We start from the raw sequence: 14,034 nt of genomic DNA, 5'->3' as shown, positions 1-14,034 counted from the left end.
CCTGTCCATCGTGCGGTGTCGGGCCCCGCGAAGGTACTCGTTCGCGGGTCCGGAGTGCCAGCGAATTTGCTCAGCGATAGAAACCCGGCCAGTACAGCTCACACACCACGGGAAGATCGGCCTGATACCGGCCGTCCACCGCCCCGGACCGGGACAGGTTGAACAGGTACCAGGGATCGCGCTCCAGCCCCTCCCGATTCACGCATTGGCGCACCCACTCGGGTAGGCGTTGCAGCGCCGGGTCGATATCGGAGGACAACCCGGACAGGTACTTCGCGTCGAGCTGGCCGGTCCGCTCGAACCGGTCGATATTGCGGTCCGCGATCAGGCGCTCGGGGTTCAGCCCCGCCAACCCGAGCAGGGCCGCCACACCGGCCACCAGGACCGCCCGCGGCAGCCAGGAAGCAGACATCCGGATACCAGTCACGGCGATCAGGATGAAGACGGTTCCCAACCACAACTCGATGGTGATGACCATCAGCCGTTCGGTGCTGAATCCATACGCGTCCTGGTACACCCACATCCGGTGGATCGCCGAGGTGACCACTACAGTCGAAGTGGCGCAGAGGGTTCCGACCAGGATGCGCAGCATCCGGCGGTCCGTTCGGGTCGCCCGCGAGGCGACCCGGATCACGACGGCAATCACCAGCACGGTCAGCGCCGACACCCACAGCAACTGCCAGAAACCCTGCCGCGCATACTCCGCATAGGTCAGCCCCTCGGTGGCCAACACGTGGGCGTGCCCACCGAATAGCACCGAGGCCTGAACGGCCACGAACGTCAAGAACAATCCGTCGAGCACGGCCAGGGGTACCGCCCATTCCCAGCGCGGAACTGGCTTCCCCGCTGCCGGGGCCAGCGCGTCGACCTTCGGGGGGAATCGCACCAGATATCCACCGCCCAACACGAACACCAGCACCAGGAAGAACACGACGGTCCGGGAGACGATGTCCTCGGTGTCGAACGACGGGATCAGGCTCTGCACCAACGTGTTGAAGACCGGGTCTGCACCGGCGAACAATCCGCCGAACACGAACACCAGAACGAAGGTGATCGCGGTGACCAGCGCGATACGCCCGAGCTGGGGGATCTGCACGCGGCGCGGTGCGGCGCGCTGCACCCAGCCGATGACCCTGGCGGGCAGCGCCCACGCCACCAACCCTCCCGCGATCACCGCAGTCCAGGTGCGCCCACCGGCCAGCGTGTGCCAGCCGATCAGCCAGGCCGCCACGATGCAGAGCGCGTTCACCCACGGCGCGGCCAGCACCGCCGGGACCGCCAGCAGCGCCAGCGTCGCGGCGATGCCGATCGCCTCGAAGATGCTCGGGCGGCGCCCTACGGTCCCGTACACGGCGGCAAAGACCATCACACCAACCAGCAGATAGCCGATGCTGTGCTCCAGCGGCCGCCACAGCGCGGTGCCGATGAGCCCGACGGCCAGAGCGATCATCACGAACGGCAGCGGTGCGGCCGCCACCGGGTTCAGTGGCCAGACCCGGCGGGAGAAGACGGAGAATCCCGGCTCACCATGCCGGGGAAGTGCTGGGCCGATCATCGGCGGCGGCATCATCGGATACGCGCCCGGAGCCATCATGGTCACGAGAGTTCCTCCCTGTCCGGGATGGTCACCCGGATCTGACAGCCGCTGGCTGCGTCCAGTACTTCGATGGTGCCGCCGTGCAACTCGACTGCCCAGCGGGCGATGGCAAGGCCCAGGCCGGTACCGCCATCGGAGGTGTCACCGCGGGTGAACCGCTGGAACACCCGCTCACGCTCCGCAGCGGGGATGCCCGGACCGTCATCGCCGACATCCAGTTGCAGCCCCGAGCCGGCGCGCGCACGCACCCACACCCGCCCAGCGGGTGGATTGTGCCGGATGGCGTTGTCCACCAGGTTGACCACCACCTGGCGCAGTCGCGCCGGGTCGGCCACCGCGGTCAGCCCTGGCGAGTCGACGATGACCTCGACTGAGGTGTGCGCGACGGCGTCGCGCAGGAACTCCTCGACGCCGAACCTGCTGAGCTGCAGGGAGATTACGCCGCCCTCGAGGCGAGACAAGTCGAGTAGGTCGGTCACCAGCTCCCCGAGCCGCTCGGTCTGCTTCAGCGCCGTGCGCAACGTGTTCGGGTCGGGCTCGGCGACGCCGTCGACGATGTTCTCCAGCACCGCCTGCAGGGCCGCGATGGGGGTGCGAAGTTCATGGGAGACATTGCCGATCAGGCCGCGCCGATACTCGTCGGCGGCGCCGAGATCCGCGGCCATCTGGTTGAACGCCGACGCGAGCTGGCCGACCTCGTCCCGTGAGGTGGCACGCACCCGGATGCTGTAGTCACCGCGCGCCATCGCTCGCGCCGCGGCCGTCATCTGCCGCAGTGGGGACGTCATACCGTGCGCGAGGAACTGTACGAACAGCATCGAAGTCGTCAGTGCCGCCAGCAGTGCCCAGCGGAACTGCCAGCTGGCGCCGATCCAGAACGTGAATGCCGCCAAGGTGATCGCGCTGCCCACCAGCAGGGTGGTCTTGACCTTGAAGGATGCCAGCGGATCCAATGGCCGGGGCAGTTTGTCCCACCAGTCCTGGGCGGTCATCTGGGGATCTCCAGGGCGTAGCCCACCCCGTGCACGGTACGGATCAAATCGGGACCCAGCTTGCGCCGCAGCGCTTTCACATGGCTGTCGACCGTGCGGCTCTCCACCTCGGCGGCCCAGCCCCACACGTGCTCGAGCAGCGTCTCGCGGTCGACCGCGGCCCGGGGCCGTCCAGCCAGGAACACCAGCAGATCGAATTCCGTTCGGGTCAGGTAGATCTCCCGATCGCCGTCATGAACCCGGCGTTCCTGCAGGTCGATCCGGTACGGACCGACGGCGAGCGGTTGCTGCCCAGCGGCACGTTCGACCCGGCGCAGGAGCACCTGTACCCGGGCAACCAACTCTCGCATGCTGAACGGTTTGGTCAGGTAATCGTCGGCGCCGACGCCCAGGCCGATGAGCATGTCTGTCTCATCGGTGCGGGCGGTCAGCATCAGCACCGGGATAGCCCGTTCGGCCTGGATACGGCGACAGACCTCCAGGCCGTCGAATCCCGGCAGCATGACGTCGAGGACCACCAGATCCGGCGCGGTGGCCGCGGCGGCGGCGACGGCGGACGGCCCGTCAACCGCGGTGTCCACGGTGAACGACTCGGCGCGCAGCCGGTCGGCCACCGCGGCGAGGATGGTCGGCTCGTCGTCGACCACCAGGATTCGCTTCACACCGTGCACTGTATGCGCAGGCTGTGGTGCTTTCAGGCAGCGTTTGTGAAGGTTCTGTGGAGAAACTAGGCGCGCTGGCTGGACACCGAGATCACTTCGCCGGTCAGGTAGCTGGAGTAGTCACTGGCCAGGAAGGCGATGGTGGCCGCGACCTCCCACGGTTCGGCGGCCCGGCCGAAGGCCTCGTCGCCGGCCAGTCGGTCCAGCAACTCCGAGGAGGACGTCTTCTCCAGGAACTTGTGCCGGGCGATGCTCGGCGACACCGCGTTGATGCGGACCCCGAACTCGACGGCTTCGATTGCGCTGCAACGGGTCAGCGCCATTACCCCGGCCTTCGCGGCGGCGTAGTGCGACTGCGAATGCTGGGCGCGCCAGCCCAGCACGCTGGCGTTGTTGACGATGACACCACCATGCTCGACATCGCGGAAGTAACGCAGCGCGGCACGGGTGGCGCGCATGACCGAGGTCAGCGTGACATTGACGACGCGGTCCCACTCGTCGTCGGTCATGTCGATCACCGGTGTCTGTCCGCCCAGGCCGGCGTTGTTCACCAGCACGTCGATGCGCCCGGCCTTGGCCACGGCCTCGGTGATGAGGTTGTCGACCGCCGCGGTGGAGGTGACATCGCAGACCACCGATTCGACCTTGCCGAGACCGAGCGCGGCCAGCTCCTCGCGGGTTTCGTTGAGGCGGCGCTCGTGGAAGTCGGAGACCACGACGTCGGCGCCCTCCAGCAGCGCGCGGCGCGCGGTGGTCGACCCGATACCGGTGCCTGCGGCCGCGGTGACGAGGACGACCTTGCCCTTCAGCAGGCCGTGGCCCTCGATCTCCTGTGGTGCGACTGAAAGGTCTTTCATCCCTTGGCCTCTCGGGGTAGGCTGAGCACCCGCTCGGCGATGATGTTGCGCTGGATCTCGTTGGAGCCGCCGTAGATGGTGTCCGAACGGGAGAACAGATACAGCCGCTGCCACTCGTCGAACTCGGCGTTGTCCAGGGTCAGTCCCGCGGTGCCCTGCACGTCCATGGCGATCTCGCCGAGTTCGCGATGCCAGTTGGCCCACAACAGTTTCGACACGTTATCTTGGCCGGGTTGCTCGACGTCCATCGTCGCCAGCGAGTAGGACCGCATGGCCTTCAGCCCGGTCCAGGATCGGGTCAACCGCTCCCGGATCAGCGGATCGTCGGCCGCGCCGGTGCGTTTGGCCAGCTCGACCAGATTGGCATGCTCACGGGCGTAACGGATCTGCTGGCCAAGGGTGGACACGCCACGCTCGAAGGTGAGCAGACCCATCGCCACCCGCCAGCCGTCGCCGGGCTCGCCGACAACCAGGGATGCCTCGGTGCGGGCGTCGTCGAAGAACACCTCGTTGAACTCGGAGTCGCCGGTGAGCTGGATGATCGGCCGGATCTGCACACCCGGCTGGTCCAGCGGCACCAGCAGGAAGGACAGCCCGGCGTGCCGTTTGGACCCCTTCTCGCTGCGGGCCACCACGAAGCACCACTGCGCCCAGTGCGCCAGCGAGGTCCACACCTTCTGACCGTTGATCACCCACTCGTCGCCGACGAGCTCTGCAGACGTGGACACATTGGCGAGGTCACTGCCGGCGCCCGGTTCGGAATAGCCCTGGCTCCAGAGTTCGGTGACGTCGAGAATGCCGGGCAGGAAGCGCTGCTGCTGCTCGGGGGTGCCGTACGCGATGAGCGTGGGACCGAGCAGTTCCTCGCCGAAGTGGTTGACCTTGTCGGGGGCGTCCGCTTTGGCGTACTCCTCGTAGAACGCCACCCGGTGCGCGACGGTCAGACCGCGACCACCGTGCTCCTCGGGCCAGCCCAGGCAGGTCAGGCCCGCGGCGGCCAGATGCTGGTTCCACGCACGCCGTTCTTCGAATGCCTCGTGCTCACGGCCCGGACCTCCGAGGCCCTTGAGCGCTGCATATTCGCCGACGAGATTATCGGCGAGCCATTGCCGGACCTCGGCCCGGAAGTCCTCGACCTCTATCACCCCTGTAGGCTAACCTACCAAGCACTTGCTTTGTTAGAGGAGCGTCAATGACGAGCGTAGAGCGGACCGTTCCAGCGGTGCTGGACCGGATTGCCGTACAGCTAACCGAGCATGACGCGCTGGTCACGCCGGATAAACGACTCACCTACGGTCAGCTGCGCGACGAGGTACGACGGGCCGCCGCGGCGATGATCGACCTCGGGGTCGCCGTCGGCGACCGGGTCGCGATCTGGTCGCCCAACACTTGGCACTGGGTGGTCGCCGCACTGGCCACCCACTACGCCGGTGCGATCGTCGTCCCGCTGAACACCCGCTACACCGCCAGTGAGGCCACCGACATCCTGGCCCGCACGGAGGCTCCCCTGCTGATTGCAGCCGGCGAGTTCCTCGGGGCTGACCGCAGCACCCAACTCGACCGAACCGCACTGCCCGCGCTGCGAGATATCGTGCGGGTACCGATCGACAGGAAGGAAACAGGCGACGATTCGTGGGACTCCTTCGTGGCCCGCGGGACCGATCTCACCGAGGTCGATGCGCGCGCCGCCGCCGTCTCACCCGATGACGTGTCCGACATCCTGTTCACCTCCGGCACCACCGGCCGCAGCAAGGGTGTGCGCTGCGCGCACCGCCAGTCGCTGGACGCTTCGGCGGCCTGGGCGGCCTGCGGTGAGGTCACCAGCGCAGACCGCTATCTGTGCATCAACCCGTTCTTCCACAATTTCGGCTACAAGGCCGGCATCCTGGCCTGTCTGCAGACCGGCGCAACGCTCTACCCACTGCTCACCTTCGATCCCGAGCAGGCGATGAAAGCCGTTGCCGAACACCGGATCACCGTGCTACCCGGCCCGCCGACCATCTACCAGACGCTGCTGGACCATCCACGCCGCGCCGAGCACGATCTGACCTCACTGCGATTCGCGGTCACCGGCGCTGCGGTGGTGCCGGTGGTGCTGATCGAGCGGATGCAGTCCGAGCTGGACATCGACATCGTGCTGACCGCCTACGGCCTGACCGAAGCCGCCGGCTTCGGCACCATGTGCAGCGCCCAGGACGACGCCACCACCGTGGCCACCACCTGCGGTCGCCCGATCGCCGACTTCGAATTGCGTCTCGCTGAGTCCGGGGAGGTGCTGTTGCGCGGTCCCAATGTCATGATCGGCTACCTCGACGACCCGGAGGCGACCGCCGCGGCCATCGACGCCGACGGCTGGCTGCACACCGGCGATATCGGAACCCTGGACGCGGCAGGCAATCTCACCATCACCGACCGGTTGAAGGACATGTACATCTGCGGCGGGTTCAATGTGTACCCGGCCGAGATCGAGCAGGTGCTGGCCCGCCTGGACGGGGTGGCCGAGGCCGCGGTGATCGGGGTTCCCGACCAGCGGCTCGGCGAGGTCGGCAAGGCCTTCGTGGTGGCCAAGGCCGGCGTCCAGCTCGACGAGGCGGCCGTGATCGCCTACACGCGTGAGCATCTGGCGAACTTCAAGGTGCCGCGTTCGGTGGCGTTCCTCGATGTTCTGCCGCGAAACCCAGGAGGCAAAGTGGTCAAACCACTGCTCCGTGAGATCGACGGAAGAGCCTGAGATGGATCTGAATTTCGATGAGGGCACCGAGGAGTTCCGGGCCGAGGTCCGCGACTTCCTCGCAGCCAACCGGGAGTCCTTCCCGACCGAGTCATATGACACCCGTGAGGGCTTCGAGCAGCACCGCCGCTGGGACAAGGTGCTGTTCGACGCCGGGTTGTCGGTGATCGCATGGCCGAAGGAGTACGGCGGGCGTGACGCCACCCTGCTGCAGTGGGTGGCGTTCGAGGAGGAGTACTTCCGCGCCGGCGCGCCCGGGCGGGCCAGCGCCAACGGCACCTCAATGCTGGCGCCGACGCTGTTCGCGCACGGCACCAAGGAACAGCTGGACCGGGTCTTGCCGAAGATGGCCAGCGGCGAGGAGATCTGGGCGCAGGCCTGGTCCGAGCCGGAGTCCGGCAGCGACCTGGCCTCGTTGCGCTCGACGGCCACCAGGGTCGACGGCGGTTGGAAGCTCAACGGCCAGAAGATCTGGAGCTCGCGGGCCCCGTTCGGTGAACGCGCCTTCGGGCTGTTCCGCTCCGACCCGCAGGCCCAGCGGCACAAGGGCCTCACCTATTTCATGTTCGACTTGCACGCCGACGGTGTCACCGTCCGGCCGATCGCGCAGCTCGGTGGCGACACCGGTTTCGGTGAGGTCTTCCTCGACGACGTGTTCGTCCCCGACGAGGACGTCATCGGCGAGGTCAACGACGGTTGGCGTGCGGCGATGAGCACATCGAGCAATGAGCGCGGCATGTCGCTGCGCAGCCCGGCCCGCTTCCTGGCCCCGGCCGAACGCCTCGTCGCACGGTGGAAATCCAATCCGGACCCGGTGTTCACCGACCGCGTGGCCGATGCCTGGATCAAGGCACAGGCCTACCGGTTGCACACCTTCGGCACCGTCACCCGGCTGGCCGGCGGCGGCGAACTCGGCGCCGAATCCTCGGTGACCAAGGTGTTCTGGTCCGACCTGGATGTCGCGCTGCACCAGACCGCCCTGGACCTGCAGGGCGCGGACGCCGAGATCGTCGACGACTGGACCGAGGGCCTGTTGTTCGCCCTGGGCGGCCCGATCTACGCCGGTACCAACGAGATCCAGCGCAACATCATCGCCGAGCGCCTACTCGGTCTGCCCCGGGAGCCGAAGTAATGAATTTCGAGATCGACGAACAGCAGCGCGATTTCGCGGCCAGCATCGACGCCGCACTGGGTGCGGCGAACGTCCCCGCCGCGGTCCGCGCCTGGGCCGACGGCGACACCACACCGGCCCGCAAGGTCTGGAATCAGCTCGCCGAACTCGGTGTCACCGCGCTCCTGGTGGCCGAGAAGTTCGACGGTATCGATGCGCACCCGGTCGATGCCGTGGTGGCACTGGAACGTCTCGGCTACTGGGCGGTGCCCGGACCGGTCACCGAGTCGATCATCGTCGCACCGCTGCTGCTGAGCGATGACGACCGGTCCGCCGCCCTGGCCGCGGGCGAATCGATCGCCACCGTCGCACTGCCGCCGCAGGTCCGCCACGCCGTCAACGCCGATTTCGCCGATCTGGTGCTGCTCGGCGAGGACGGGCAGGTTTTCGATGCCGTCGCCGGTGCGGCGTATGACTCGGTGGATCCGGCGCGCAAGCTGTTCGAGGTCAGCGCTTCCGGGGCCGCGCGGACTGCCGACACCGCGCGCGCGTACGAGTTCGGTGTGCTGGCCACCGCGGCTCAGCTGATCGGTGCGGGGCAGGCCATGCTCGACCAGTCGGTGGCCTACGCCAAGCAGCGCACCCAGTTCGGCCGCGTCATCGGCTCCTACCAGTCGATCAAGCACAAGCTGGCCGACGTGCACATCGCCCTCGAGATGGCCCGCCCGCTGGTCTACGGCGCGGCGCTCTCGCTGGCCGACTCATCCGCGGACACCGCCCGCGATGTGAGCGCGGCCAAGGTCGCGGCCGCCGACGCGGCACTGCTGTCCGCCCGCTCGTCCTTGCAGACCCACGGCGCCATCGGCTTCACCCAGGAGCACGACCTGTCGCTGCTGCTGCTTCGGGTGCAGGCGCTGCGCTCGGCCTGGGGCGACCCGACCCTGCACCGCCGCCGACTGCTGGAGGCTCTCTAGTCATGAGTGAAGAACGCGAACTGCTCCGCTCCACCGTTGCCGCGCTGGTCGACAAGCACGCCAACCCCGAGGCCGTGCGGCGTGCGATGGAATCCGAGCGCGGTTACGACGAGGCACTGTGGAAGCTGCTGTGTGAACAGGTCGGCGCCGCAGCACTTGTCGTGCCTGAAGATCTCGGTGGCGCCGGCGGCGAACTCGCCGACGCCGCAGTGGTGCTGGAGGAACTCGGCAAGGCGCTGGTCCCCACCCCGCTGCTGGGGACAACCCTGGCCGAGGTGGCGCTGCTGAGCGCCGAGGACCATGAGCCGCTGGAAGGTCTGGCAGAGGGCACCTCCATCGGGGCGGTGGTGTTCGATCCCGAGTACGTCATCAACGGCCATATCGCCGACGTGATGATCGCCGCGGACGGTGCGAACCTGACGCGCTGGAACACCTTCACCGCACAGGCCAAGTCCACGATGGACCTGACCCGTCGATTGTCGTCGGTGACCGCCGGCGAAACCACACCGCTGGGCAGCGATCCCGGGCTGGCCGATACCGCGGCGCTGCTGTTGGCCGCCGAACAGATCGGCGCCGCGGCGCGTGCGCTGGACCTGACGGTGGCCTACACCAAGGACCGGGTGCAGTTCGGACGTCCGATCGGCAGCTTCCAAGCGCTCAAGCACCGGATGGCCGATCTGTACGTGGCCGTCCAGACCGCACGTGCCGTCGTCTACGACGCCATCGCCGAACCCTCGCCCGCTTCGGCCTCGCTGGCCCGTGTCTTCGCCAGTGAGGCGCTGACCTCCGTCGTCGGGGAAGCCGTCCAGATGCACGGCGGTATCGCCATCACCTGGGAGCACGATATCCAGCTGTACTTCAAGCGCGCCCATGGCAGCGCGCAGTTGCTCGGGCCGCCGCGGGAGCATCTGCGCCGGCTGGAAGCCGAAGTCTTCTAGACGGTATGAGGTGACCGTCGGCTGTTGTCGGGGGTTGCGGGCCGGGGCCTCGCTCACCCATGTTCGTGGGTTACCGGGTGGGTAGTGGGCCCGCCCGGTCTATCCAACAGTGGTGGGAGGCCCCGGTGTTCACTGAGCGTACGAGTATTGGGCTGGACGTGCACGCACGTTCGGTCGCGGCGGCAGCAATCGATGGGATGACCGGTCAGGTGACCCAGACCCGGTTGACGCCGTCTTACGAGCACATCCAGGACTGGATCAAACAGATGCCTGGTCCGGTGGCGGTTGCCTACGAGGCCGGCCCCACGGGTTTTGGACTGTATCGCGCACTGACCAGCGCAGGAATTCGGTGCGAGGTGCTCGCACCATCGAAGCTGCAGAAACCCGCCGGAGATCGGGTGAAGACCGATGCTCGCGACGCCTTGCACTTGGCCCGGCTGCTGCGCTTAGACGAGGTCACCTCGGTGGCGATCCCGAGCCTGAACCAGGAAGCATGCCGCGATCTGGTGCGCGCTCGCGAAGACTGCCGCGGTGATCTGATGCGGGCCCGTCATCGACTGTCCAAGCTGCTGCTGCGCCACGGCATCGTCTACTACGGCGGCCACGCCTGGACGGGTACCCATGATCGCTGGCTGCGCACTGATGCTGTGACCCGGTTGCAGATGCCAGCCACACGGATGGCCTTCGACGCCGATTACGAGCATGTACTGATGCTGCAGGCCCGACGCGACCGCTTGGACGCAGCGATCCACGAAGTCGCCGCCGACAGCGAGTTCACCCCCATCGTGCGTCGGGTGTCGTGTCTTCGCGGCGTAAGCACCTTGACCGGCTTCGCACTGGCGGTTGAGATCGGCGACTGGAACAGATTCACCGGCAACACGATCGGCTCCTTCGTCGGACTGGTGCCCTCGGAACACTCGTCGGGTTCGGCACGGGTGCAGGGACCGATCACCAAGACCGGCAACACCCACGTACGCCGCCTGCTCGTCGAAGCAGCCTGGCATCACCGACCTCGCTATCGTGTCGGACCGGTGATGCGGTCACGGTGGGACCTGGCCCCGGTCGCCGCCCGTGCCCGTGGTGACGAGGGCAACCGACGCTTGCATCACCGGTGGGTGGGCTTTCTGGCCCGCCGCAAGCGGTCCACGGTGGCCAATGTTGCGGTCGCCCGCGAACTGGCCGGCTGGTGCTGGTCGCTGGCGGTCATGGACGACTAACCGCCACCCAAGCTGCTTCCTTGGTCACGGTGGTGGCAGCGCGTGGATCGACCCGCGACCGGCCTATGAGCAGACCCCTGAAAGGGGGCCGACGCTCGATTCTAGACACGCGGATACGATCCAGCCGAAACACCGTCCTGCGGTAACCAATCCGCGCATATCAGTCTGACCGCGCGTCGCCAACCGACACGCTCACCACACGGACCCAGGAAGCAACGAGGCGCCGCCGGGGATAACTTTCCCGGCGGCGCCTCACCCTGCCTATTGACAAACTTCCCTACATATCAGGCCGAGCCCAAGGTCACGGCGTTCGCATCGACGACGGTGGCGGTCTTGCCCGGTGCGGTCTGATGGGACCAGTACAGGTTGGTGTGCGCTATCACCTGTTCCGGCGGCGGGGCGCCCCACTGCGTCAGATCGCTGGTGGTGTGCGCGTCACCGACGAGCGTGACGTCATAGCCGCGGGCGAAGGCGCCGTGAATGGTCGACCGGATGCACTGGTCACTGGATGCGCCGACCACCACCAGGCGACCGACCGCCAGGCTGTCCAGAACGCCTTCGAGCGTGGTGCCCTCGAACGAATCGCCGTGGTTCTTCTCGATCAACGGTTCGGTGTCCTCGCGCATCAGCTCCTCGACGATCCGCCAACCGTCGCTGCCCCGCTCGATCTCGTCATCGGAGTGCTGAACCCACACCACGGGGACGTTCTCCGATCGCGCCCGCTCGACCAGTCGACCGACCGCGCCGACCACGTCATCGCGCCTGACCGCGTCGGCGACGACGACGTGCTGGACATCGATCACCAGCAGGGCGCTGTTCGGGCGGTTCTTCAGAGTGGTCATGTCTCCAAAGTAGCCGCCGCGGCCGGAGACTAACCTCGTTCCGATGACCGCAAACACCCGCCGGGTGGCGCTGCGCGCCGGGATCCCGCCGTTCTATGTGATGGACGTGTGGCTGGCAGCCGCCGAACGGCAGCGCACACACGGCGACCTGGTCAACCTGTCCGCGGGCCAACCCAGTGCACAGGCACCGGCACCGGTGCGGGCGGCCGCCGCCGAGGCGCTGGAACACCACAACCTCGGATACACCGTGGCGCTGGGCATTCCACAGCTGCGCGAGGCGATCGCCGCGTCCTACCTCGACCGGCACGGCATCGATGTGGACCCCGACGCGGTCGTCGTCACCACCGGGTCCACCGGCGGGTTTCTGTTGGCGTTCCTGTCCTGTTTCGACGTGGGTGACCGGGTGGCGGTGACCAGCCCCGGCTACCCGTGTTACCGGAACATCCTGTCCGCCCTCGGTTGTGAGCCGGTCGAGGTGCCGTGCGGGCCGGAGACCCGCTTTCAGCCCACCGTGCAGATGCTCGACGCCCTCGACCCACCGGTCAAGGGGCTGATCATCGCCAGCCCGGCGAACCCCACCGGCACCGTCATCCCGCCCGCCGACCTGGCCGCGATCGTGAACTGGTGCGATGAGCGCGACGTGCAGTTGGTCAGCGACGAGCTGTACCACGGCCTGGTGTATCCGGGCGCACCGGCGACCAGTTGCGCGTGGGAGACATCACGCAACCCCATTGTGGTGAACAGCTTTTCGAAGTACTTCGCCATGACGGGCTGGCGGCTGGGCTGGCTGCTGGTACCGGAGCCGCTGCGCCGGGCGGTCGACCGGTTGACCGGCAACTTCTCCATCTGCCCGCCGACGCTTCCGCAGCTGGCGGCGGTGGCCGCGTTCGATCCGGCGTCACTGGCCGAGGCCGACGCCTTGGTGCAGGAGTACACCGTGAACCGGGATCTCCTACTGACCGGCCTGGCCGAGATCGGCCTGGACCGGCTCGCCCCGGCCGACGGCGCGTTCTACGTGTACGCCGACATCTCGCGATACTCGACGGACTCCCTCGGTTTCTGCGCAAAGCTGTTGGCCGACACCGGTGTTGCCATCGCGCCCGGTGTCGACTTCGACACCGTGCACGGCGGCTCGTTCGTCCGGCTGTCCTTCGCCGGCGCGGCCTCCGACATCACCACCGCGCTGGAGCGCCTGGGACCATGGCTCAGGACTTCAGGAATGCCAGCAGATCGGCATTGATCACGTCAGCGTGCGTGGTGGGCATGCCGTGCGGGAAGTTGTCACCGTACGTTTTCAAGGTGCCGTTCTGCAGCAGCGCCGCGGACTTCGGCCCGGCCGCCACGTAGGGCACGATCTGGTCGTCGGTGCTGTGCATCACCAGCGTCGGCACGGTGATCTTCTTCAGATCCTCGGTGAAATCGGTCTGCGAGAAGGCGACGATCCCGTCGTAGTGCGAGAAGGCGTCGCCCATCATGCCCTGGCGCCACCAGTTGGCGATGACAGCCTCGGACGACTCGACACCGGGCTTGTCGAAGTTGTAGAACGGGCCTGCGGGCAGCGCGCGGTAGAACTCCGAGCGGTTGGCCGCCAACTGCGCCTGCAGACCGTCGAACACGCTCTTGGGCAAGCCTTCCGGGTTCGCCTCGGTCTGCACCATGAGCGGGGGCACCGCACTGATGATGACGGCCTTCGACGCTCGGCTCTCGCCGTGGCGGGCCAGGAAGCGGACCACCTCGCCGCCGCCGGTGGAGTGCCCGACGTGGACGGCGTCGTGCAGGTCGAGGTGCTCCACGAGGGCGTGCAGGTCGTCGGCGTAGTGGTCGAGATCGTGACCGCCCGGGGTCTGGGTGGACCGGCCGTGCCCGCGCCGGTCGTGGGCGATCACCCGGTAACCCTGACCCAGGAAGAACAGCATCTGGGTGTCCCAGTCGTCGGAGGACAACGGCCAGCCGTGGCTGAACACGATCGGCTGGCCCGTCCCCCAGTCCTTGTAGAAGATGTCGGTGCCGTCGGCGGTGGTGAGGATGCTCATGGGCGATAACTCTGCTCGCTCGGCAGGGTGATGTCGATACCGCTAGCCACCATTACATGTCGGTGGCAGCAGATAGCATT

13 protein-coding genes are annotated in these 14,034 nt (G+C 67.4%); 6 read left to right on the top strand and 7 right to left on the bottom strand.

The window, feature by feature from the left end; genetic code table 11:
* Nucleotides 1-70: 70 nt before the first annotated feature.
* From EXE63_RS18780 to ipdE1, 5 genes are all read right to left on the bottom strand, one after another.
* Entirely contained in the window at nucleotides 71-1,594 is a 1,524-nt protein-coding gene (locus EXE63_RS18780; RefSeq protein ID WP_234904606.1) for a DUF4153 domain-containing protein, read from the bottom strand.
* A 2-nt stretch (nucleotides 1,595-1,596) separates the two neighbouring features.
* The gene (locus tag EXE63_RS18775; RefSeq protein WP_168143157.1) at nucleotides 1,597-2,589 is read right to left on the bottom strand and encodes a HAMP domain-containing sensor histidine kinase; all 993 of its coding nucleotides are present in this window, start codon (nucleotides 2,587-2,589) and stop codon (nucleotides 1,597-1,599) included.
* Entirely contained in the window at nucleotides 2,586-3,251 is a 666-nt protein-coding gene (locus EXE63_RS18770; RefSeq protein WP_168143156.1) for a response regulator transcription factor, read from the bottom strand. The genes EXE63_RS18775 and EXE63_RS18770 overlap by 4 nt, the downstream gene beginning before the upstream one ends.
* Nucleotides 3,252-3,316: 65 nt before the next feature.
* Entirely contained in the window at nucleotides 3,317-4,108 is a 792-nt protein-coding gene (gene ipdF, locus EXE63_RS18765; RefSeq protein WP_168143155.1) for a (5R,7aS)-5-hydroxy-7a-methyl-1-oxo-2,3,5,6,7,7a-hexahydro-1H-indene-carboxyl-CoA reductase, read from the bottom strand.
* Complete coding sequence (ipdE1, locus tag EXE63_RS18760) at nucleotides 4,105-5,253, bottom strand: acyl-CoA dehydrogenase IpdE1 (RefSeq protein WP_168143154.1); 1,149 nt, start codon at nucleotides 5,251-5,253, stop codon at nucleotides 4,105-4,107. The genes ipdF and ipdE1 overlap by 4 nt, the downstream gene beginning before the upstream one ends.
* Before the next feature lie 47 nt (nucleotides 5,254-5,300).
* Here ipdE1 and fadD3 point away from each other — a divergent pair, with 47 nt between their 5' ends.
* The 5 genes from fadD3 to EXE63_RS18735 all read left to right on the top strand — a co-directional run bounded on the left by fadD3 (nucleotide 5,301) and on the right by EXE63_RS18735 (nucleotide 11,079).
* Nucleotides 5,301-6,839, top strand: coding sequence for a 3-((3aS,4S,7aS)-7a-methyl-1,5-dioxo-octahydro-1H-inden-4-yl)propanoate--CoA ligase FadD3 (gene fadD3 / locus EXE63_RS18755; RefSeq protein ID WP_168143153.1), 1,539 nt, complete (start codon nucleotides 5,301-5,303; stop codon nucleotides 6,837-6,839).
* Between the two features lies 1 nt (nucleotide 6,840).
* Nucleotides 6,841-7,971, top strand: coding sequence for an acyl-CoA dehydrogenase family protein (locus tag EXE63_RS18750; protein ID WP_168143152.1), 1,131 nt, complete (start codon nucleotides 6,841-6,843; stop codon nucleotides 7,969-7,971).
* Nucleotides 7,971-8,924, top strand: a complete 954-nt coding sequence (locus EXE63_RS18745; RefSeq protein WP_168143151.1) for an acyl-CoA dehydrogenase family protein — start codon at nucleotides 7,971-7,973, stop codon at nucleotides 8,922-8,924. The genes EXE63_RS18750 and EXE63_RS18745 overlap by 1 nt, the downstream gene beginning before the upstream one ends.
* A gap of 2 nt (nucleotides 8,925-8,926) precedes the next feature.
* Nucleotides 8,927-9,862, top strand: a complete 936-nt coding sequence (gene ipdE2, locus EXE63_RS18740; RefSeq protein ID WP_168143150.1) for an acyl-CoA dehydrogenase IpdE2 — start codon at nucleotides 8,927-8,929, stop codon at nucleotides 9,860-9,862.
* A 125-nt stretch (nucleotides 9,863-9,987) separates the two neighbouring features.
* A complete protein-coding gene (locus EXE63_RS18735; RefSeq protein WP_168143149.1) occupies nucleotides 9,988-11,079 on the top strand; it encodes an IS110 family RNA-guided transposase in 1,092 nt (363 codons plus the stop codon).
* A 284-nt stretch (nucleotides 11,080-11,363) separates the two neighbouring features.
* Here the strand turns inward: EXE63_RS18735 and EXE63_RS18730 are convergent, their stop codons facing one another.
* Nucleotides 11,364-11,921 carry an isochorismatase family protein gene (locus tag EXE63_RS18730; RefSeq protein WP_168143148.1) on the bottom strand — a complete coding sequence of 186 codons (558 nt, stop codon included), beginning with the start codon at nucleotides 11,919-11,921 and terminating at the stop codon, nucleotides 11,364-11,366.
* 43 nt (nucleotides 11,922-11,964) lie between these two features.
* On the opposite strand from EXE63_RS18730, the gene EXE63_RS18725 reads away from it, so the two are divergent.
* Complete coding sequence (locus tag EXE63_RS18725; protein WP_168143147.1) at nucleotides 11,965-13,161, top strand: pyridoxal phosphate-dependent aminotransferase; 1,197 nt, start codon at nucleotides 11,965-11,967, stop codon at nucleotides 13,159-13,161.
* On the opposite strand, the gene EXE63_RS18720 is transcribed toward EXE63_RS18725, so the two are convergent.
* The gene (locus tag EXE63_RS18720) at nucleotides 13,127-13,954 is read right to left on the bottom strand and encodes an alpha/beta fold hydrolase (protein ID WP_168143146.1); all 828 of its coding nucleotides are present in this window, start codon (nucleotides 13,952-13,954) and stop codon (nucleotides 13,127-13,129) included. The genes EXE63_RS18725 and EXE63_RS18720 overlap by 35 nt on opposite strands.
* Nucleotides 13,955-14,034: the final 80 nt, after the last annotated feature.

Origin of the sequence: Mycolicibacterium frederiksbergense, assembly GCF_012223425.1 — a bacterium.
Lineage (GTDB): Bacteria > Actinomycetota > Actinomycetes > Mycobacteriales > Mycobacteriaceae > Mycobacterium > Mycobacterium frederiksbergense.
The sequence above is the reverse complement of the archived record's forward strand: the minus strand, read 5'-3'. Positions and strand labels throughout refer to the sequence as shown.